Here is a 19,034-nt window from a genome sequence, read left to right on the forward strand (position 1 = left end):
AAAATTCCTCCGCCTCCCCGCCGCAGACCATTGTTTCGTGTTTCGTGTTTTGTGTTTCGTGTCTCGTGACATCCCCCCAAAAACCATGACCACCCGAATCGCCTACTTCCGCCTCCCCGCCGACCTTCTCGACCGGCTCGACCTCGCCATCCGCCGCATGGGATACCCCTCCCGCAGCGACTACTTCACCGCCTGCGCCCTCGTCACCCTGCACCAGCCCGGCGAAACCGCAGAACAGCTCGACCCGCAGACAACCTGCTGGATCACCGCAACCGTCGCAACCGCCGAAACCCTCAGCCGCGAACTCTTCGCCCTCATCAAAACCATCTCCCACTCCGTCCTTGCCGTCAAAGGAGTAACCGCCGCCTGGCGGCACACCGGCGACATCCTCCGCCGCGAACTCTACCAGCGTACCGGCATCTGGGCAACCGACCAGGAAATCTGCCGCGAACTCAAAGCATACGAAATCGTCCATCACACCGAATTCCTCTATCAGCGCAGCAGCGTCCTCGCCGAACAGCACGGCATCGCCCCCGGCCGCCGCACCGACACCTGACCACCCTCCCTGACCCCCACCATCATGACCCGCACCGCACAACCCCCCGAACCATCCGCCCGCAAAACACCCGTCTTCGGCATCCACGCCGGTGACTACGCCGCATGGTACCTCCACACCACCGGCAGATGGAACGTCAACTGCCAAACCGGCACCATCACCGACACCCGCACCGGAAAACCCGTCCGTTTCTCTCCCGACCCCGGCAGCTACCTCCGCACCCGCGTCCGCATCCTCGGCATGTCCGTCTCCGTCTGCAAACACCGCGCCGTATGGGCCGTCGCTCACGGCATCCTCGCACTCCCGCTCCAGTATGACCTGGAAGTTGACCACATCAACCACGACCGGACCGACTGCCGCATCGAAAACCTCCGGCTCCTCACCCGCGCCCAGAACGCCGCATCCGGCAGCAAAACCATCCCGCACGATCTTGTCCGGCATATCCGTGCCGCCTACGCCGGGGGAGAAGTAACCCAGGCAGAACTCGCAAAACGTCACGGCATCGCCCCCGCAACCGTCCGGCGGATCGTCCGCCGCATCACCTACCGGAGCGTGGACGCATGACCCCGGCTGACACCGTATTATACACCTGCCCCGTCTGCATCTCCGCCTTCCGGCTCGAACGAACCGCAGATGATCCCGTCCCCGGCATCCTCACCTGCCCTCTCTGCGGCAGCTCCTCGGTTCGCGTGGATCCCCGCGAACGCGAGATGATCGAAAAAGCGTACACTCTCCAGATCTGCGTTCGGGATATTATCTCCGAACGGGCGCGGGAACGAGAAGCATAAGGTAACGAAGATAGCAGTCTCCGACCTGCGGATGCATGCATAAAGCAGAACCGGAAATCCCCGGTCTGCGGATGCATGCACAAAAACGCGAATTCGCGTGAATTCGCGTTTCTGTGCACGGTGCCCCATGTCCGAGACTCCCGAACAACGGAAAACTCATCGAACCTCTCACCCCTCATCAGCGCGAAGACTCATTATCTCTTCCGTATATCAGACTACCCTGCCTGCCATTGAATCGGACGATCTCTCGTACGCACAGGAAGTATACACCATAACGCGCAGTGCAATGAACGTCTACAACCAGCCTGGTGTCGGATTCTTAGAAACCGTCAATCAGGAAGCACTCGAATGGGAACTGAAACAGAAAAATATCCCCTGCAAATCCCAAACACCCCTTACCATCTACCATCGGGGAGAACAACTCAGCAAAAATACAGTGCAGACCTCATCTGCTTCAATACCCTCATCCTTGAACTCAAAGTAACAGACGAACTCACCACCGCCGACCGGGCACCGCTCATCAACTACCTCAAAGCAACCGGAAAACAGACTGGAGTTCTTCTCAATTTCGGCAACAAAAAAGGCCTTGAATGGAAACGATACATCTTCACCACCACCACCTGCCTCACCAGAAACAACATACCCAAAACCCCGGAACTGAAAACCCGTCAAACACCAGCAACACCCGGCGGACAGCCCCGCATGCCTGACGGCATGCGGGCCCGTCCGCAGGTATCCCGCTCTCATACGATACCATGACCACCCAATACCCAACCCCCGCCGCCGTACTCACCGCAGTACAGCACACCTGCCCGACCCCCGGCAACCCCTACGAAGAAGCACTCTGGCACACCCGCCTTGCCGAAACCTGTGAAACCCTCGCCGCAGACGCCCGCAGCATCGCCCGCAGCGCAATCAACACCATCGAAACCAACGGCATCACCCACCCAGACTACACCATCATCCGCCCCGTAAAGACCATCTCCCGCGTCAACCTTGACAAACTGAAAACACTCTTCCCCCGGATCGCAGAAAAACTCACCCACATCCGCGCCTGTGACGCAGAAAAACTCATCGGCAGAACCGAACTCTGCCACCTCACCGAAGAAATCGCCGGCGACCGTATCCTCCCCTACCTCAGAATCAACATCAGCGACCTCGCAAAAGAACTCAGCCCGGCAGAACTTCCCGCCTACCTCATCACCACCCAAAAACCCCTTGACCCCTGCATCATCCGCCGGGAGGACACCCATGTACTGGTATGACTACCCCGAACTCCGCGACCGCGCCTACCTCATCGCAAAACTTCGCGAAGGCCTCAGCTACCGCCAGATAGGGGACATCCTCGGCTGCTCCCGCGACGTCATCCGCGGCGCAGTACGAAAACACAAACTCAGCCGTCCCCTCATCTTCAGCCCGCCGAAGCAGACATAACATACCCCAACCCTTTTTTTCAAACAGACTGCCGACAACATATCCGGACAAAAAAGGTACCACGCGGCCCGGCGTCTCCGGTCCTGCCGCCGCACCCTCATGATCCCGCTGTATCTCCGCATCCTCCGCACCGGAAAGAAAAAACCTCCCCTCTCCCGGAACATATTATCCCCGCATCCCCAATATACAAATCAGAGAAAGGGAAATCACCCCCAAAACATCAGAACCCCCAATCCCTTTCTCCAGGAAAAAAAACATGCCACTCGACTTCACCCCAACCACAATCGTGAAGAGTGCAAAACGCACCTTCACCGCACCGATCACCTCTGCGAACACATTCGACGAAACAATCGCCGCACTCAAAGCAGCAGACAACCCCCTCGGCGCAACCCCCTACCAGACCGCAGGTGAAACCATCGACGGCGTCCTCACCGCCGCCGAATCCTACCGTGCCACCATCGAATACGTAGACACCCTCGGAAAAACCCTCGGCGCAATCACCATCAGCGCCCCCGGCCGTGACGCCTACGAGACAATCATCGCAGAAATCCTCGCAACAACCGCCATCACCACTGCCTACGGCGCGGACACAACCGCAAACCGCAACACCGCAAAAGACAGCTGGAACGTCCGCCTCAAAATCCACGACCCAACCGGCGAAAACTACTACCTCAGCTTCACCAGAAAAGACCTCAGAATCAACTCCTACGAGGCCGACACCATCCTCACCAAAGTAGACACCTGGGCAGACGGCGTAGCCGCACTCAACTAACCGACCCTGCTGTTTTCTAAAGTGGGAGTTTGCATCCGCCCGGAACCGGGCGGGGCAACCCCCACAGAAAACGATCCGGCGCGGTCCACTCGCGGGCTCCGCCCGCTCGGACGCAGCGGTTGAATCAGACATCCCGAACAAAAAACATCACAAAAGGAAAAACACCATCATGGACCCCATCACCACCATCCTCATCCTCGGCGCAGCCGCTCAGGGCATCGCATTCGCCGTACTTATCCTCGCAGGCCCCGTGTATGCATGGAACGACCGGTGGCTTGACCGCACCCATCAGGAAACCGCAAGAGAAGATCGGGAATAAAACCCGATCATTTTTTTTCGAACACCCTCCTCAAAAGACCTGCATGAACTCTAAGAAAAATAGAGGGAGAGCAGGATTCCGGATTTTTCAGATGCACACAAATCATTCATAAAAATCACCAAGAATCAGTCTTCATTGACCAAACATATATCATTGCTCCCCGCAGAATATCTCTCATCTTCATCAGACAGGGAATCTGCACAAACCCGGGTAACCATGACAACAATTGACGTAAACGGAACTGATGTCACCGTCATAAAAATCGAAGACAACGATTCTATCTCTCTTACCGATATGGTCAGAAACACCGAAAATGGATATGTTCTCATCGGAAACCGGCTTTAAAACAGAAACACAATCGAATTTCTGGGAATCTGGGAACACATGTACAACCCGGATTTTAATTCCATCGAATTCGATGGAATTAAAAACGAGGCGGGGCTCAACCGCTTTGCCCTCTCCGTAAAGCAATGGAGTGAACGGGTCAATTCCCGCGGGATAAAACGCAAAACCCCAATAACTCCAAAAACCTCACCCCTGCCAACGGCTCATTCCCGTCCCCAAAAACCATCCCGGGGCTGAATATATTACCCCCCGCATCCAATACTACTCTTGCAAATGTATCTCAAAATACACAATATCCCCGGTCAGGGTGAAGTCATCGCCGTCTGCGACCGTGAACTTCTCAATACCACCCTCACCTGTCCCACCTGCGACATCATCATCGACCCCGGCTTCTACGGCGACGTCCTCGCAAACGAAACCGAAGTCCTTGCCGCCCTCACCGCCTCAGTCAACGCCAACATCATCGGAAAACGCGTCTGCGACCTCGCCATCGCCGCAGGACTCATCGACAAAGAATCCTGCATCATGATCGGCGACATCCCCCACGCCCAGATATACGGACTCTGACCATGACACTCACCTCAGGCTTCTGCCCCAAATGCGGAGCGCCAAGCGAAAACGGCGAACTCTGCGGAAACTGCCGCGTCAAAGACACCGTCTGGATCACCATCCAGCCCCGCGTCCAGTGCATACTCTGCCCCACCTGCGGCTCCACCAAAACCGCAGGCATCTGGAGCGACTGCCCCGTCGAACGCGACGAACTCGCATACAACCTCATCAACTCCGCAATATCCATCCACAAAGACGTAACCGACATCCAGAAAGACATTCACATCGTTGACATCAGCGTCAACCGCTCCATTGCAACCGTCTTCGTCTCCGGCACCCTCTACGGCGTCCCTGTAGAAACCACCCAGAAAGTCAAACTCGTCTGGGCGCGCGAACAGTGCGACCGCTGCTGCCGCATCTCCGGCAGCTACTACGAAGGCGTCATTCAGGTCCGGGCTACCGGCAGAAAACCCACCCCGTTTGAACTCCGCCGCGCCGCAGAAATCGCCTACCAGATAGAAGACCAGCTCCAGACCGCCGGCGACCGGCTCTCGTTTGTCTCCGACATTGACGAACAAAAAGACGGAATCGACATCATCTTCAGCTCCCAGACCATCGGCAGCGCAATCTCCCACGACATCTGCGGAGCACTCGGCGGAACCTTCACCACCCACCCCAAACTCGTCGGAGAAAAAGCCGGCGTCAAACTCTACCGCGTCACCTACTCCATCCGTCTTCCCCGCTTCTCCCGCGGTGACATCATCAGACACGACCGCGGCTACTTCCGCATCCTCCGCCAGACCAAAGACATGCTCTTCGTCTCCGACCTTGCAACCGGTCAGTCCCGCAACTTCAGGGAAGAAGACAGCGACGTCTTCATCGCAAACATCCACACCGCCGAACCCGCATCAATCATCTACCGCGATGCAGGCGCCCTCGGCATCCTTGACCCTGCAACCCAGGAAGTCCGCGAAATTCCCGACTACGCATGGATAGAAGCAGACGCAGGCGACACCCTCCTCATCGTCCGTGACCACGACACCCTCATTCCCGCAGGCAAAACCGATGAAAGTCCGCAGGATCCCGAAGAATCAGTTGCCGGAATGCAGGTCTGAACCCTGGGTTGACCAGACCCGCAGACCCTACTGCTGCGGGGAAGACGCCTACCTCCCCGTCCGGGCAGGATTCCCCTATGACCTTGACCTCCCCGAACGGCAGCCCTACACCGGCCCCGGCTACCAGCGGCTCGGCGACACCCTCCTTCTCCACGGCGACGCCCCGACCGCAGATGCACTCACCACCCTCATTGACTGGGAACATCCCGCCTGCATCCTGCACCTCAACCATCATGACGGCGTCATGCGGCTGCCTGACGTCACCGTCCTTTTTGGAACGCCCCACGACGTCACGTTCCGCGAAACCGGCATCACCTACACCCTCAACCCCGCAAAAGTCATGTTTTCGCAGGGAAACCGGCTCGAAAAACAGCGGATCAGAAACCTCATCCGTCCGGGCGAACAGGTCGCCGACATGTTCGCCGGTATCGGCTACTTCACCCTCTCCGCCGCAGTTGCCGGAGCAGTCGTGCATGCAATGGAGATCAATCCCGACTCCTGCGGATACCTGCGGAGAAACGCTGAGGCAAACGGTGTCGCAGACACCGTCACCATCGACTGCGGCGACTGCCGCACTCACCTTGCCGGCCCCTACGACCGCATCCTCATGGGACACTTCGACGCCCCCGACTTCCTTTCTGCCGCCCTTGCCCATGCAAAGTCCGGCACCGTCCTCCACGTTCACGGCCTCGGCGACCGCACCGGAGACCTTACCGACACCCTGCAAGGAGCAGGTTTTAGGTATTCTCTCAGCGAACATAAAGTAAAGAAATATGCAAGCCGCACCTGGCACTGCGTATGGGACATAGAACTCAGATGAGACCGACGCTTGAACACAAACGCATCGTACTGGCGGTCACGGGCAGTATTGCCGCAGTTGAGACGATCAAACTCGCCCACGAACTGCGGCGCCGCGGCGCCGCAGTCACCGGCATCCTCAGCCCTGCCGCCTGCGGCATCATCCACCCTGACGCCCTTACCTACGCCTGCGCAGAGCCTGCCCTCACGAAAATAACCGGCATGGTTGAACATGTCCTCTACTGCGGAGAAGGAGGAAAAGCCGACCTGCTCTTAATTGCGCCCGCAACCGCCAACACCGTCGGTAAAATCGCCTGCGGTATCGATGACACCATCGTCACCACCTTTGCCACCACCGCAATCGGCCGGGGAATGCCGGTTGTCATCGTTCCCGCCATGCACGAATCCATGTACCGCCACCCGGCGGTCATCAAAAACCTCGAAACCCTCCGTTCCCTGAACATCACCGTTGTCCCGCCCCGGATGGAGGAGGAGAAAGCAAAAATCGCCGGAATCGACACGATCTGTCTCTACGCCGAACGTGCCCTTTCCGGCCAGCCCCTCGCGGGCCGCCGCGTCCTCATCACCAGCGGGTCCTGCCGCGAAGAGCTCGACGACGTCCGCATACTTACCACGCGGTCCGGCGGTGTCATGGGAAAAGAACTTGCCCTCGAAGCATTCCGGCTCGGCGCAGACGTCACCGTCGTCTCCAACACCGCTGTGCACGGCGCCGTCCCCGCCGTCCGGAACATCAGTATCAGCTCTGCCGCGGAGATGCATGACGCGGTTCTGCGGGAGGTTGCATCCTGTAAACCGGACATCTATATCAGTGCCGCCGCAATCTCCGACTTCGCACCCGAACGGATGCCCGGAAAAATTCCGAGCGGCAGTCCCTGCACCGTCACTCTTACCCCCCTGCCGAAACTCATCACCCGCCTTTTTGGCAAAGGAATCAAAATCGTCGGGTTCAAACTTGGGGAGGACGCGGAATGTGAGGCGGAAAAGCTTCTCAAAGAAGACGACATCGTTCTGGTCGCCGCAAACCGTCCGGCTGTTATGGGGGCGGATGCAGGCGTGTACCGGTTCATGAAAAGATCCGGCAGCAGAACCGTATCCGGAACAAAATCCGAAATCGCACGGGAACTATGGAACGAACTGCGGTAGCATTTGCCCCCGGCCACATCTCCGGCTACTTCCGGCGCATTGACGGTGATACTCCCCGCACCACCGGAAGCTGCGGCGCCGGGCTGGTGATCGATCACGGCGTTACCGCCACCGTCCGGCCTGCGGAGCAGACCTCGGTCGTGATCACCGACCACCTGCTGACCGGAGACCCCCTCATCCGTTACGGGTCCGGTCTTATTGAGGAGCTTCTTGGCTCCTTCGGTGTCTCTGCCGCGGTTGAGACGGTTGCGGATCTCCCTATCGGGGCAGGGTTTGGCATGAGTGCTGCTGCAATCCTCGCCACTCTCACAGCGGCTAACGCCGTCTTTGACCTCGGTCTTGCGGAGTGCGACATCGCCGAACGCGCCCATGCCCTTGAGGTCTCCTGCAACACCGGTCTCGGCGACGTCGCAGCGGCGGCGGGCGGCGGACTCGCTGTCCGCACCGCTCCCGGCATCACCGGCGTTGCGGCGCGGATGTTTCCGGAGATTGACCTGTGTACGGTCACCTTCGGCGCCATGTTCACGCCCGATATTATCGGCTCGCCGGACCGGATGCGGCGGGTTTCTGCGGCGTTCCCGGATCGTCTGCCGGAGAACTTTGCGGAGTTCATGGAGAACTCGCGGCAGTTTGCCGAGGCAAGCGGTCTCATTCCGCAGAAGATCCGTCCGGTCCTCGCCGCCTGCGATGACGCGGGCGTTCCTGCGAGTATGACCATGCTCGGCTGCGGTGTCTTTGCCGCAGGAGATGACGCCCCGGAGATCCTCGCCGGATTCGGAAGAGCCGTACCTCTGAAGATCTGCCCGCACGGGCCGAAAATTCTGGAGATGTAACATGTCAGATATTCCCAAAAGCCATCCAAGATACCAGTCGCTCGTTACCCGAAAACAGCTCGCGGACTACGCCCTTGCAGGCGTCGTCTCTCTCGAAGGTCTCACCTCGCACGGCCGCGGCGAAGCCTTCGATTACCTGATCGGAGAGAAAACTCCCGCAACCGCACTTGAAGCGGAGAAGCTTGCGGCCCGTGTTCTGCTTGCCGCAAAGCATCCGGTACTTTCCATCAACGGGAACACCGCAGCCCTTGCCGCAGCAGAGATCGCCGATCTCCAGAAAGCCGCGGACTGCGAGGTCGAGGTTAATCTGTTCCACCGAACCGATGAGCGCATCGAAAAGGTAACCGCGGTGCTTGCACAGGCGGGCGTCACCGTTTCGACCGGTCCGGTCGAACGGTGTGTCCCGCTGCCGCATGACCGCGGTCTCTGCCGTCCGGACGGCATCGGCTCGGCCGATGTCGTCCTTGTCCCTCTGGAGGACGGCGACCGCTGCGAAGCGCTGGTTGCTCTGGGAAAGATCGTCATTACGGTTGATCTCAATCCCCTTGACCGGACTTCCAAGACCGCGACTATTCCAATCATCGACGAGGTCACCCGCGCTCTTCCCAATATTGCCGCGGAGTGCAGGAGGATCAAATCCGCGGGCGAGACGCCGGAGATGCCCGCCTCCTTTGACGGGAAGTACTTCCTCAAAGGAGCAGTTGATGCCATTTCGGAGACCCTGACCCATGCTCTGGATTGAAAAATACCGCCCGAAAACCTTTGACGAGGTCCTCGGACAGGAGCCGTCCGTCCGCCAGCTGAAGTCTTATGCGGCAAGTGCCAACCTCCCGCACCTGATGGTCATCGGCCGGTCCGGCTGCGGGAAGTCCGCAAGCCTTGAGGCATTTTCGCGGGAGTTTTACCCGGAGTCTGCCGCGGAGAACACCACGGTTCTGCCGGTCTCGGTGATGTTTTCCCAGGGACACGCCTACTTTGCCGAGAACGATCGCTTTGCCGCTCTGTATCAGAAGGACAAGTCGGTTCTTGCGAACTTCAAGTACATCGTGAAGTGGCATGCATCACTCAAACCTCTTTCCGCCGAGTTCCGGCTGATCATCTTTGACGGCGCAGGCGATCTGCCCAAGGATGCCCAGGCGGCGCTTCGCCGGATTATGGAGCAGTACAGCCGCACCTGCCGGTTCATCTTTGTGGCAAACTCGATGAGTTCGATTATTGATCCGATTCGTTCCCGCTGTGTTCCGCTCTACTTCCTCCCCATCGACCGCGACCTGATGCGAAAACGCCTTCTGGAGATTCTGGCTCTTGAAGGAGTGCCGGACGCAGTTTCCGGGGAGAATCTGGAGATGCTGATTCTTGGTGCCGACGGCGATCTCCGCCGCGCTCTGGTCTGGCTGGAACTGATGGCGCTGCACGGTGTCACCGATCTTGCGGAGCTGGCCGATACGGAGACCGGGGCTCTGGCACGTGCGGCGGTTGCCGCCTGCCGCCGCGGCGATGAGGAGGGGGCACGCAGGATTACAGAAAATCTGATGATCGAGTATGGTCTTTCCGGCCCTGTGGTCCTTGGTCTTCTCCGTGAGGAGCTTCGGTCTGATCTGACGCCTGATGCGGCACTGTTGTTTTCGGATGCGGATCTTTCGGTGCGTGCGGGGTCAAATGAGTATTTGCAGATGAATGCGTTTATCTCCCGGCTCTGCGGGGAGCTGACACGCTCCTGATTTTTTGAAACTGCTGTTTCCGCGGTGTGAGGGTAGAGTGCCACGAAAGTATTTCGTCGGTTTTTTTGAAAATTGCAGGTGGGTGAGGGGTGAATAGGTGGGATGAGAGGAAACGCTACAGATGTTCACAGATGCGTCTAACAGCTCAGAGTCGCAAGCGTGACGGCAAATGTCCGCGAGGCAGGACATAGACGTCGGAAGCGTCGAAGACGGGAATCTTCCTGCGGATTGATGTGATCTCATGTGGTGTGAGAATCATTGGAGTGGGCAGGAAGAAAAAAGAAACGCAGATAACGCAGATGCGTCGCTTCGCGCCGCTGCTTCGCTCATCGCATTTGCTCCTCGTCGCTCGCCATCCCGCCCAGAGCTGGGCGGGCGGCGTTGCTATCGCAAGCGCGACGGCAAATGCTCGCGAAGCAATACAGACATACCAAGCAGCAAAAAAGCTTCGCGAGCATTTTTAGCTGCGTTTGCGATAACGACCCCGATAAGGGGAGCGGAGCAAGACCTCCGGGCTTGCGACTCGGCGCCTAGGCGCCATCTGCGTTATCTGCGTTGGTCTTCATCGTCTTAGCCACACCGAAGACCAACGAACCGCGGAAATATTCTCCTCCCTATCCACAGGGAGCCGATCTTCTTCAAGGTCCCAAATGCTAGGGTCCCGCACTCAGCGTAACCGCAGAACAATCCCGCATGATCCGGGAGTTCAGCGAAGTATGGCAACAGGTACCCCGCCGCAGGACTCCCCAAAATGAACAAAAACAGATCCCGAACGGGAACACCCGGGGATGAACCCGTAAGCGGGGAGTACTGGAAACCCTCACGCAGACGCAATCGCTCGAAAATAGTTCGGAAATCTTTGCCGGTTTCCCAATGGGAATCACACAGAATAGGTATTGAAAAATTTTTTTCCAGAACAGGCAACAGATAAAAAACCGTCCGTTCCCAAATCCGGTAAAAAAGATTATTCCCGCACTACGACATCACAGTGAGTGGTAAACGGGCTTTTGCGGATGGACAGCGACAACAGATACGGGTAGTTTGCCGCGAGGTACTCCATATGGCCCAGCCAGACAAGGGTAAGCTGGCGGTACACGCGGTTTACGTCACCTCCCAGATGGGCAATATCGGTTGCAGGAAGTGTGGTGATGTCGCTGCGGCTGGATAACTCCTCGCCGAGATGAAAGAGGTCCTGCAGGAGTTTTGAGATGGAGTTCTGATCCATCAGTACAGGGTTTTCGATGAGTCTGAGCAGAAACTCATGATGTTTCTCCAGCAGTTCATGCATTCCGGCAAGATCTTCTGCGGACGGGGATGCAATGAATTTGCAGGAGGCGAGCTGTTTCTGTGCGTTGATAAACTCGTCTTTTGTCCAGGTTTTACGCACCGTAAGGATGGATCGGATCTCTGCTGCGTCCGGATCGGATGCGACGATAAGCCGCAGCAGCCGGCCCCCCATCTCGGAGAAGAAGAGACCGACGACCATCTTCATCTTTTCCTGCTGTTCGCGTTTTGCCCGCATGGCAAGCAGCCGGTTGATGATCAGGGTGACGATCAGGATATTTATCGGCAGAAAGCCGAGGCTGTTAAAGATATAGGAAAGCGTGTTGCTTTCTCCGTTGTCGCCGAACACGAGAAACTTCACTGCGTAAATGACGACCGAAGCACAGATCAGGGCGATGATGAGCCGCTGTTCCCAGGTCAGACGTTTCACGGTTATGCTCCGTAGCGCTGTGTGAGGGTACCGAGTGTTTCTATTGCGCCCTCAAAGGATTCGACCTCGATTACGGGGGTTTTGATGTTGTTTTCGCGGACACGTTTCATGACGTTGTCGAAGTTGATGTTTCCTTTTCCGACTGCTTCGTGGCTGTCGTGTTTTCCGTTGTTGTCGTGCAGGTGGACGTGGGCGAAGGGGGCGGTCAGGAACGCATCAAGGGTGCCGCATTCGTTTGCGTGGCCGACATCAAGACAGAAGAGTGCGCCGTCCAGGAGGGGCAGGTCTTTTGGTTCTTTGAGGAAGAAGTATCCCCAGTTTCCCATGTTTTCGATGAAGTAGGTTACGCCGTACTGAATGGATTCCGCACGAATCTGGGCGAGTGAGGCACGGAGATGCTGTTCGGCGAGGTCATATTCATACTCCCAGGCAAAGTAGCCGGGGTGTACGACGACGGGGGCGTCAACTTCGGCAGCGAGGGCGAAGGTGTCGGCGATGACTTCTACGGATGCACGGCGGATGGGTTCCAAGACGGATGCGATGTTGACGCCGCGGGAAGGAGCATGGATGCTGTAGTGGAAGCTGTAGGATTCAAGGAGTTTGGTATCGGTTAACAGATGCGGCCCGTCACTCATGATCTCGACGTGTCCGGTGTAGGGGGCGAGTTTGTCGAGGGCTGATGCGAGCGGCTCGGCGTGGAGGCAGTGGGTGGATATTGCGTACATATTCTTAGTAGTTTGTGTTGTTTCCGGCAGAAATAAGGATTGCGGGATTTTGGGAGTTGCACCTTTCTCCCTGAGTCTCCCCGGGCGGCTGAAAATCCACGAAGCGGTGAACACGTGTCGTGCGAATCGCGGGTGGAAATTTGATCCATGACACTGATTTGTGGTTAGGAAACAACGTTCCGGGCAACGCCTTTCTTCAGAAAAATAATCCCGGCTGGAACCAACATCCGGAACAAAAAAAAGAATTCAGGGAAGAACAATCGTCCCCATAATCCGGAGCTTGCCGCCGTCCAGATAATGCAGCACCGCCGTATCACCCGGCTTGTACACCAGCGGCGTCTCCATCTCAAGCGTAAGCACCGGCGTATGCCAGTCAGAACCATTCTCCACCGCCGTCACCCGTGCGGCAAGGAACTGCATCCAGTGCCCGACCGACACCACCATCTGCTCCTTCACCGCCGACGGCCAGTACTTCACCAGCTCCGCCTGTACCGTAACCGTCGTCGCATTCGTCACCTGCGGATCCGTCGTCAGTACAAACCCGCGATCCAGATCCTCCGCCTCAATATCCTTCAGCGCACATCCGACACGGTCCCCCGCATACGCCCAGGCAAAATCATCATCATGCTTCTGCACGGACCGGATCTGTGCCGTCTTGCCGATCGGCTCAACCCGCATCTTATCATGCTTCTTAATCCAGCCGTCCGCCACACAACCGAGAATAACCGTTCCGATACCCCGCACATTAAAGTGGTGATCCACCGGCACCGTACCAACCGCCCCCTCCTTCGGCTCAATCTCCGGCTGCGCAGCCGCACGGGCAAGGAGATCCGCCGACAGCGTAATGAAATCCTCCTCGCAGATCGCATACCCCTCCAGAACCGTACCCTTAATCAGCGGAGCAATATCCGACGGCTGGAGATAATTCTTCAGAATAATCGTACCCTTTGAAACACCCGCACAATCCAGAATCAGCACCCACTCCGCAAACATCGGCGTGATCTCCTCGACCACCACAATCGCCTCGTGGGCCATCGAAACCACATAGAACAGCGGCGCAAGCCGATCGGGATACCGGGTCGGTTCCAGCAGCGTAACCGTATCATGACCTTTCTTCAGATTATAAAATGTAATATCAGTACTCGTCCCCTTCTTCCCCAGATCCCGGGCATATCCGTTCGGGGCAAGAACCGCAACTGTCAGATTTGGCATATCCATACGTATTGGACGTTGCGGGGGATTAATCGTTCGGACATTGGAACGCTGCACCTTTCTTCCCAAACATCGCGGGCGGAAATCCGATCAATCACGATCATGCGTCATCAGCAAACGAAATGGGATACAACGCCGCAAAAGGCAGGACGTTATGGGCAACACCCCCGAATATGTAACGTATATATCCCTCAAAAACACAAAGGGACATACATGCGTCCCTACGTCATCATCAATGCCGCAATGAGCGCTGACGGGAAAATCTCCACCAAAGAACACCGGCAGACCAAAATATCCGGCGAGCAGGACTTTGCCCGCGTAGACCGTCTGCGGGCCGACTGCGACGCCGTCATGGTCGGAATCGGTACCATCCTTGCCGACGACTCCTCGCTCCGTCTCAAAAACCCTGACCTCATCGCAGAACGGGCCGCCGCAGGCAAAGAAGAACAGCCCATGCGGATTGTCATCGACAGCCAGGCACGAATGCCGCCGGACGGCGACATGTTCAGAAAAGGAACCGGCAGACGGGTAATCTTCGTCGCAGAAACCGCACCGCAAGACCGGGTTGCCGCCCTCGCAGAAAAAGCAACCGTCATTCCTGCCGGAACCACCCGGGTCGATCTCAACCTCGTCCTCGACAAACTCGGTGAGATGGGCGTTGGAAAACTCATGGTCGAAGGCGGAGCCACCCTCCTCTGGTCATTCACCAGCCAGAAACTCTTTGATGAAATCCGCATCTACGTAGGGGCATTAATCATCGGCGGCGCAGACGCACCCACCTTTGTGGACGGAAGCGGCTTCACCCGCGCCGAAGGCTTCCCCCGTCTCACCCTCAAAAACGTGGAAAAAATCGACGACGGCCTGCTCATCACCTGGCTCAAAAAAGACGAATAACAAAAGAAAAAAGAATTTTTTTTGAGAATTAGGATCTCTTCTTGTAGGTATAGAGATCATCGCTCACAACCACGACCTCACCGGAGTAGTAGTAAGCAACAACCTTCACACGGTCACTTGTGGACGGCGTGGAAGAACCCTCAAACGTCAGCTCGGATCCGATCTTCGGCTCCTTGCCAAACTGCTGGGTAATAACTTCCTTATCATCCGCACGGTAGAGCGTCACCTCAATTCTGCTGATCTGGTTCGTTCCCTTACCGCCGGAATAGGTCGCAGTAATCGTCGGTTTGTTTGAATCACGGCCGATCTGCACCGTCACCGCCTTTCCGTCCGGGAAGGAGTCGGTCGCACCCGGCGTCAGACTGAAATCAGGATTGCCGGACTGTGTCGGCTCAACGGTGGGTGTCGGAGTTACCGTGGGAGACGGATTGTCAGTACCGACGCATCCCGCTGCAAGTACCAGAGCTGCAAGCAGCAGGACACACGCGGTCACAAGTTTATAGTTCATAATCTAAAATCGTCCTGTCCACGTTTATACTTTGCGCTAAAACCGGCATTGCCCAGAAAGTCCTGCAACCCACAGCGTTCAAAAAAATCAGAGTGTCCCTTTTGTACTCGGGACATCATCGCGTCCGGGCACCAGTGCCACACTCTCGCCGAGTGCCACACCGAATGCCTTGAAGACTGCCTCGCATTTGTGGTGATCATTCACCCCGGAAAAGATCACGTGCGCCGTAATCCCTGCATTGATGCAGAGGCTGTAGAAGAAATGTTCAAAGAGATCATTGGGAATACCCCCGGTCACAATCCCCGTAAACGCACCCTCCATCACCAGATACCCGCGACCGCCGACATCCAGGGCCGCCGTTGCCCGGGACTCATCCATCGGAATAATCGCATGAGCAAACCGCCGGATACCGCGGCCGTCACCGACCGCCTCTCTGATTGCCGAACCGAGGACAATCCCCGTATCCTCAATCGTATGGTGGGGATCGACCTCCAGATCGCCCTTTGCCGCCACCGTAAGGGAAAATCCCCCGTGACGGGCAAAGGAGTTCAGCATATGATCAAAGAACGCCAGTCCCGTATCAACGGCAATCTCCCCGCGCTGATCCGGATTGAACACGACCCGGACATGCGTCTCCTTCGTCTCCCGTACAACTTCTGCTGATCTCATGATTCGTATGCTTCTTTCAGTGCCTCTTCCAGATGAATCTTTCCGCTGTAGAGTGCCGACCCGAGAACACATCCGGCAGCGCCCAGCTGCCGGAGTGCGGCAACATCGGCTGTGGAACTCACACCGCCCGCAACAACCACCGGAACGGAAACCGCATCAATCAGTTCCCGCACCGGCTCCTGTGCGATACCGGCCTGAAGCCCCTCCACATCCACATTCGTGTACAACAGCGACCCTGCGCCGAACTGCTCAAACAACTGCGCCCATGCGATGTAGTCTCCTGCGGTCTCCTGCCATCCGGAAACGGCAATCTCTCCCGCACGGGCATCCACACCGGCCATGATCCGCTCGCTGCCGAACTCATCCGCAAGTACCCTCAGAGCCTTCGGCTCTTTGGTTGCAAACGTACTCACAATGATCCGGTCAACACCCGCATCCAGCCAGCCGCGGGCATCCGCAATACTGCGGATGCCGCCGCCCACCTGCACAAACACATCGGTCTCCGCAACAACATCGCGGATAACCTTCACATTCTCCGACGAAGTGGAAAAAGCGCCGTCAAGATTTACCACATGGAGATTACGGGCGCCGCAGCGGATCCACCGCTCCGCATTCTCCCGCGGACTCCCGTACACCGTTGCAGAGGACCGTTCGCCCTGCACCAGCTGTACGCACATACCGCGCAGCACATCCACCGCAGGGAAGATCTCCATTCAGCGCACCATCCGGGTAATATCAAGAACCAGAATATCACGTGCGCCGCTGCGCTTGAGCATATTGATCAGCTGATACACCCGTTCATGGGGAACAACCGCATGCAGTGCAACCGAATCGGACCCGGCAATCTCCATGATGGTCGGACCGCCGAGACCGGGAATCAGACCGCGGATCTCCTCAAGCTTTGCCTTCTCGACGTTCAGCATCAGATAACACTGGCCTTTTGCAGCAATAACACTCTCAAAAGCGAGCAGAATCTCCTCGATCTTTGCATGTTTTTCCCGGAGTGCATCGCGGTTTGCAATCACATTTGTGGTACTGGAAAGCAGCTCTTCCACGACTCTGAGTTTATTGATCTCAAGCGTTGTACCCGACGAAGTCAGATCCACAATCGCATCGGCAACACCGAGCTGCGGTGCTGCTTCGCAGGCACCACTGACCTCAATAAGGGTCACATCAACACCGGCATCTGCAAAATATTTTTTGCAGATACCGGGAAACTCGGTTGCAACCCGCAGACCATTGAGATCCCGCAGCGTAGTAACCGGCGACTTCTCCGGTACCGCAAGGACCAGACGGGCAGACCCGAACCTGAGATCCAGCAAGGTCTCCACATCCGATCCGCGCTCGGCGACCATGTCAACCCCGGTGATGCCGATATCGGCAACACCTTTGGCAACGTACTCGGGGATATCAATCGGCCGGACAAACAGGACCTCAATCTGGGGATCAACGGTCTTTGCAATCAGCTGACGGGATGCACTCATCAGGATGTGAATGCCTGATTTGTTCATCAGGTCATTGATCGGCTCAGCTATCCGTCCCTTGTTGGGGATGGCAAGCCGGACTTTGGCTGCGTCTGACATACTTTAGAAGGTCTTTAATTTGCCGTCGATAACGAGGCGGGTGATATCCGAGATGTTTTCGAGACGGTGGTTTACGATCTCCTCAACCTCGGACTGGTACTCTTTGAAGTCATATCCGCGTTTGGTGATGCACTGAACACTTGCGACCAGCGGGTAGTCAATCGGGTGACCGATCTGGGAAAGGAGTCTGACATACATCTCTTCGATACCGTCAACCTTCTGACAGGACTCGCGGGCGATCTCGGTTGCAAGGAGGTTGTAGATCTTGCCGATGTGGTTGATCGGGTTCTTTCCGGAGGTTGCTTCCATGGACATGGGTCTGTTCGGAGTGATAAGTCCGTTGCAGCGGTTACCCCGTCCGACGGAACCGTCATCGCCCATCTCTGCGGAGGTACCGTTGACGGTCAGGAAGACAGAGGTCGTCTTCTTCCGGATGATGTCTGCGGTGTTGATCTCAATCTTGACTTTGCGGTCGGTGTACTTCTTGGCGACTTTGGTGAAGGATTCCTCCATCTTTTCCTTCATCTCAACATAGTCGCTGATGCCTGCACAGTAGCGGTCAACCATTGCGGCTGCGACGGTGATGGTGATGGTGTTGATCTCACGCAGTCCCATGAGTTTGATGTCGTAACCGAGCATCGGGTTTTTGGGACGGAACTCGTTTGCAATGTAGTCGTCGAGTCCGAGAATGATCTGTTCGACCTGGGAGAAGGGTGCGTGACCGACACCGAACGAGGTATCGTTTGCCCGCGGTACGGCGGTGTGGCCTTTCTTGGTGTTGAAGACATCACAGAGGTCGGTGGAACCGGAACCCATGCGGCAGTCAACGATGACGTCGCGGTCCATGTCAAAGGTCGGGATGGTGGTCTTGAGGTACTCGCGTGCTGCGTTGACGGCGATTGCGTCGGTTGCAAAGACCGTATCGCCGAACTTGCGGGTTGCACGGCCGGTGAGGAGGAAGTAGATCGGTTTGATGATCTTTCCGCCGCCGAATGCGGGCGCGGATTCTCCTGCAACTACTTCGCCCTGATCGGTGTTGTGGTGGAGGACGCCGCCGTCACATTCTGCCATGTATTCCCTGCAGAGTGCGCGGGAAACGGCTTCTGCAACACCGTCTGCAAGGCTGTCCGGGTGGCCGATGCATTTGCGCTCGACGAGTTCGACTTTCTGTTTTTCAATCGGAGTCTGGGAGAGATGCTTGACGCTGATATTTCTCTTCACTTTTTAATCACTTCTCAATCATCTGATGTTTAAGTATAAAAATATGCGTATTGAAAATTACGGTATTTCGCCATATAAGGCAGAGCTGTCCTGATGATCCGGGTTGTCCGGGAC

Annotated in this window: 24 protein-coding genes and 1 pseudogene; 17 read left to right on the plus strand and 8 right to left on the minus strand. The window is 56.9% G+C overall.

Annotated elements, in window-relative coordinates; genetic code table 11:
• The first annotated feature begins 85 nt into the window (after positions 1-85).
• From O0S09_RS02485 to O0S09_RS02560, 16 genes and pseudogenes are all read left to right on the plus strand, one after another.
• Positions 86-556 carry a ribbon-helix-helix domain-containing protein gene (locus O0S09_RS02485; RefSeq protein ID WP_268922337.1) on the plus strand — a complete coding sequence of 157 codons (471 nt, stop codon included), beginning with the start codon at positions 86-88 and terminating at the stop codon, positions 554-556.
• 24 nt (positions 557-580) lie between these two features.
• The gene (locus O0S09_RS02490) at positions 581-1,120 is read left to right on the plus strand and encodes an HNH endonuclease signature motif containing protein (RefSeq protein ID WP_268922338.1); all 540 of its coding nucleotides are present in this window, start codon (positions 581-583) and stop codon (positions 1,118-1,120) included.
• Complete coding sequence (locus O0S09_RS02495) at positions 1,117-1,344, plus strand: hypothetical protein (RefSeq protein ID WP_268922339.1); 228 nt, start codon at positions 1,117-1,119, stop codon at positions 1,342-1,344. The genes O0S09_RS02490 and O0S09_RS02495 overlap by 4 nt, the downstream gene beginning before the upstream one ends.
• Positions 1,345-1,630: 286 nt before the next feature.
• A pseudogene (locus O0S09_RS02500) lies at positions 1,631-2,103 on the plus strand (GxxExxY protein).
• Positions 2,100-2,609: a hypothetical protein gene (locus O0S09_RS02505; protein ID WP_268922341.1), complete on the plus strand. Its 510-nt coding sequence runs from the start codon at positions 2,100-2,102 to the stop codon at positions 2,607-2,609. Before O0S09_RS02500 ends, O0S09_RS02505 begins: the two are co-directional and overlap by 4 nt.
• Positions 2,596-2,778, plus strand: coding sequence for a helix-turn-helix domain-containing protein (locus O0S09_RS02510; protein WP_268922342.1), 183 nt, complete (start codon positions 2,596-2,598; stop codon positions 2,776-2,778). The genes O0S09_RS02505 and O0S09_RS02510 overlap by 14 nt, the downstream gene beginning before the upstream one ends.
• Before the next feature lie 256 nt (positions 2,779-3,034).
• Positions 3,035-3,550, plus strand: a complete 516-nt coding sequence (locus tag O0S09_RS02515) for a hypothetical protein (protein WP_268922343.1) — start codon at positions 3,035-3,037, stop codon at positions 3,548-3,550.
• Positions 3,551-3,719: 169 nt separating this feature from the next.
• The gene (locus O0S09_RS02520) at positions 3,720-3,869 is read left to right on the plus strand and encodes a hypothetical protein (RefSeq protein ID WP_268922344.1); all 150 of its coding nucleotides are present in this window, start codon (positions 3,720-3,722) and stop codon (positions 3,867-3,869) included.
• Positions 3,870-4,085: 216 nt separating this feature from the next.
• Complete coding sequence (locus O0S09_RS02525) at positions 4,086-4,214, plus strand: hypothetical protein (protein WP_268922345.1); 129 nt, start codon at positions 4,086-4,088, stop codon at positions 4,212-4,214.
• A gap of 273 nt (positions 4,215-4,487) precedes the next feature.
• On the plus strand, positions 4,488-4,781 hold the full coding sequence (locus tag O0S09_RS02530) for a DUF424 domain-containing protein (RefSeq protein WP_268922346.1): 294 nt from the start codon (positions 4,488-4,490) through the stop codon (positions 4,779-4,781).
• A 2-nt stretch (positions 4,782-4,783) separates the two neighbouring features.
• Positions 4,784-5,878 carry a 60S ribosomal export protein NMD3 gene (locus tag O0S09_RS02535; protein WP_268922347.1) on the plus strand — a complete coding sequence of 365 codons (1,095 nt, stop codon included), beginning with the start codon at positions 4,784-4,786 and terminating at the stop codon, positions 5,876-5,878.
• Positions 5,829-6,698 (plus strand): class I SAM-dependent methyltransferase, encoded by an 870-nt coding sequence (locus tag O0S09_RS02540; protein ID WP_268922348.1) that lies wholly within the window; start codon positions 5,829-5,831, stop codon positions 6,696-6,698. Before O0S09_RS02535 ends, O0S09_RS02540 begins: the two co-directional genes overlap by 50 nt.
• Positions 6,695-7,840 carry a bifunctional phosphopantothenoylcysteine decarboxylase/phosphopantothenate--cysteine ligase CoaBC gene (coaBC, locus tag O0S09_RS02545; protein WP_268922349.1) on the plus strand — a complete coding sequence of 382 codons (1,146 nt, stop codon included), beginning with the start codon at positions 6,695-6,697 and terminating at the stop codon, positions 7,838-7,840. Before O0S09_RS02540 ends, coaBC begins: the two co-directional genes overlap by 4 nt.
• Positions 7,822-8,673, plus strand: a complete 852-nt coding sequence (locus tag O0S09_RS02550) for a GHMP family kinase ATP-binding protein (RefSeq protein WP_268922350.1) — start codon at positions 7,822-7,824, stop codon at positions 8,671-8,673. Before coaBC ends, O0S09_RS02550 begins: the two co-directional genes overlap by 19 nt.
• A gap of 1 nt (position 8,674) precedes the next feature.
• Positions 8,675-9,415 (plus strand): 4-phosphopantoate--beta-alanine ligase, encoded by a 741-nt coding sequence (locus O0S09_RS02555; RefSeq protein WP_268922351.1) that lies wholly within the window; start codon positions 8,675-8,677, stop codon positions 9,413-9,415.
• Positions 9,402-10,394, plus strand: coding sequence for a replication factor C small subunit (locus tag O0S09_RS02560; RefSeq protein ID WP_268922352.1), 993 nt, complete (start codon positions 9,402-9,404; stop codon positions 10,392-10,394). The genes O0S09_RS02555 and O0S09_RS02560 overlap by 14 nt, the downstream gene beginning before the upstream one ends.
• A 964-nt stretch (positions 10,395-11,358) precedes the next feature.
• Here O0S09_RS02560 and O0S09_RS02565 read toward each other — a convergent pair.
• The 3 genes from O0S09_RS02565 to O0S09_RS02575 all read right to left on the minus strand — a co-directional run bounded on the left by O0S09_RS02565 (position 11,359) and on the right by O0S09_RS02575 (position 14,045).
• A complete protein-coding gene (locus O0S09_RS02565) occupies positions 11,359-12,108 on the minus strand; it encodes a hypothetical protein (protein ID WP_268922353.1) in 750 nt (249 codons plus the stop codon).
• Between the two features lie 2 nt (positions 12,109-12,110).
• A complete protein-coding gene (locus tag O0S09_RS02570) occupies positions 12,111-12,833 on the minus strand; it encodes a sugar phosphate isomerase/epimerase family protein (protein WP_268922354.1) in 723 nt (240 codons plus the stop codon).
• A gap of 246 nt (positions 12,834-13,079) precedes the next feature.
• Positions 13,080-14,045, minus strand: coding sequence for an EF-Tu/IF-2/RF-3 family GTPase (locus O0S09_RS02575; protein ID WP_268922355.1), 966 nt, complete (start codon positions 14,043-14,045; stop codon positions 13,080-13,082).
• 213 nt (positions 14,046-14,258) lie between these two features.
• Between O0S09_RS02575 and O0S09_RS02580 the strand changes: the two genes are divergently transcribed.
• Positions 14,259-14,939 carry a 2,5-diamino-6-(ribosylamino)-4(3H)-pyrimidinone 5'-phosphate reductase gene (locus O0S09_RS02580; RefSeq protein WP_268922356.1) on the plus strand — a complete coding sequence of 227 codons (681 nt, stop codon included), beginning with the start codon at positions 14,259-14,261 and terminating at the stop codon, positions 14,937-14,939.
• A 28-nt stretch (positions 14,940-14,967) separates the two neighbouring features.
• Here the strand turns inward: O0S09_RS02580 and O0S09_RS02585 are convergent, their stop codons facing one another.
• From O0S09_RS02585 to O0S09_RS02605, 5 genes are all read right to left on the minus strand, one after another.
• Complete coding sequence (locus O0S09_RS02585; RefSeq protein WP_268922357.1) at positions 14,968-15,447, minus strand: hypothetical protein; 480 nt, start codon at positions 15,445-15,447, stop codon at positions 14,968-14,970.
• Between the two features lie 87 nt (positions 15,448-15,534).
• Positions 15,535-16,116, minus strand: coding sequence for an imidazoleglycerol-phosphate dehydratase HisB (gene hisB, locus O0S09_RS02590; RefSeq protein WP_268922358.1), 582 nt, complete (start codon positions 16,114-16,116; stop codon positions 15,535-15,537).
• Positions 16,113-16,829, minus strand: coding sequence for a 1-(5-phosphoribosyl)-5-[(5-phosphoribosylamino)methylideneamino]imidazole-4-carboxamide isomerase (hisA, locus tag O0S09_RS02595; RefSeq protein ID WP_268922359.1), 717 nt, complete (start codon positions 16,827-16,829; stop codon positions 16,113-16,115). The genes hisB and hisA overlap by 4 nt, the downstream gene beginning before the upstream one ends.
• Positions 16,830-17,699 (minus strand): ATP phosphoribosyltransferase, encoded by an 870-nt coding sequence (gene hisG, locus O0S09_RS02600; RefSeq protein ID WP_268922360.1) that lies wholly within the window; start codon positions 17,697-17,699, stop codon positions 16,830-16,832.
• Between the two features lie 3 nt (positions 17,700-17,702).
• A complete protein-coding gene (locus O0S09_RS02605) occupies positions 17,703-18,920 on the minus strand; it encodes a methionine adenosyltransferase (protein WP_268922361.1) in 1,218 nt (405 codons plus the stop codon).
• Positions 18,921-19,034: the final 114 nt, after the last annotated feature.

It is taken from the genome of Methanocorpusculum vombati (genome assembly GCF_026891935.1).
GTDB lineage: Archaea > Halobacteriota > Methanomicrobia > Methanomicrobiales > Methanocorpusculaceae > Methanocorpusculum > Methanocorpusculum vombati.

Excerpts from the sequence above, each read along its gene's own strand:
- O0S09_RS02485 (WP_268922337.1), top strand. The coding sequence starts at position 86 with ATGACCACCCGAATCGCCTACTTCCGCCTCCCCGCCGACCTTCTCGAC.
- O0S09_RS02490 (WP_268922338.1), top strand. The coding sequence starts at position 581 with ATGACCCGCACCGCACAACCCCCCGAACCATCCGCCCGCAAAACACCC.
- O0S09_RS02495 (WP_268922339.1), top strand. The coding sequence starts at position 1,117 with ATGACCCCGGCTGACACCGTATTATACACCTGCCCCGTCTGCATCTCC.
- O0S09_RS02505 (WP_268922341.1), top strand. The coding sequence starts at position 2,100 with ATGACCACCCAATACCCAACCCCCGCCGCCGTACTCACCGCAGTACAG.
- O0S09_RS02510 (WP_268922342.1), top strand. The coding sequence starts at position 2,596 with ATGTACTGGTATGACTACCCCGAACTCCGCGACCGCGCCTACCTCATC.
- O0S09_RS02515 (WP_268922343.1), top strand. The coding sequence starts at position 3,035 with ATGCCACTCGACTTCACCCCAACCACAATCGTGAAGAGTGCAAAACGC.
- O0S09_RS02520 (WP_268922344.1), top strand. The coding sequence starts at position 3,720 with ATGGACCCCATCACCACCATCCTCATCCTCGGCGCAGCCGCTCAGGGC.
- O0S09_RS02525 (WP_268922345.1), top strand. The coding sequence starts at position 4,086 with ATGACAACAATTGACGTAAACGGAACTGATGTCACCGTCATAAAAATC.
- O0S09_RS02530 (WP_268922346.1), top strand. The coding sequence starts at position 4,488 with ATGTATCTCAAAATACACAATATCCCCGGTCAGGGTGAAGTCATCGCC.
- O0S09_RS02535 (WP_268922347.1), top strand. The coding sequence starts at position 4,784 with ATGACACTCACCTCAGGCTTCTGCCCCAAATGCGGAGCGCCAAGCGAA.
- O0S09_RS02540 (WP_268922348.1), top strand. The coding sequence starts at position 5,829 with ATGAAAGTCCGCAGGATCCCGAAGAATCAGTTGCCGGAATGCAGGTCT.
- coaBC (WP_268922349.1), top strand. The coding sequence starts at position 6,695 with ATGAGACCGACGCTTGAACACAAACGCATCGTACTGGCGGTCACGGGC.
- O0S09_RS02550 (WP_268922350.1), top strand. The coding sequence starts at position 7,822 with ATGGAACGAACTGCGGTAGCATTTGCCCCCGGCCACATCTCCGGCTAC.
- O0S09_RS02555 (WP_268922351.1), top strand. The coding sequence starts at position 8,675 with ATGTCAGATATTCCCAAAAGCCATCCAAGATACCAGTCGCTCGTTACC.
- O0S09_RS02560 (WP_268922352.1), top strand. The coding sequence starts at position 9,402 with ATGCTCTGGATTGAAAAATACCGCCCGAAAACCTTTGACGAGGTCCTC.
- O0S09_RS02570 (WP_268922354.1), bottom strand. The coding sequence starts at position 12,833 with ATGTACGCAATATCCACCCACTGCCTCCACGCCGAGCCGCTCGCATCA.
- O0S09_RS02575 (WP_268922355.1), bottom strand. The coding sequence starts at position 14,045 with ATGCCAAATCTGACAGTTGCGGTTCTTGCCCCGAACGGATATGCCCGG.
- O0S09_RS02580 (WP_268922356.1), top strand. The coding sequence starts at position 14,259 with ATGCGTCCCTACGTCATCATCAATGCCGCAATGAGCGCTGACGGGAAA.
- O0S09_RS02585 (WP_268922357.1), bottom strand. The coding sequence starts at position 15,447 with ATGAACTATAAACTTGTGACCGCGTGTGTCCTGCTGCTTGCAGCTCTG.
- hisB (WP_268922358.1), bottom strand. The coding sequence starts at position 16,116 with ATGAGATCAGCAGAAGTTGTACGGGAGACGAAGGAGACGCATGTCCGG.
- hisA (WP_268922359.1), bottom strand. The coding sequence starts at position 16,829 with ATGGAGATCTTCCCTGCGGTGGATGTGCTGCGCGGTATGTGCGTACAG.
- hisG (WP_268922360.1), bottom strand. The coding sequence starts at position 17,699 with ATGTCAGACGCAGCCAAAGTCCGGCTTGCCATCCCCAACAAGGGACGG.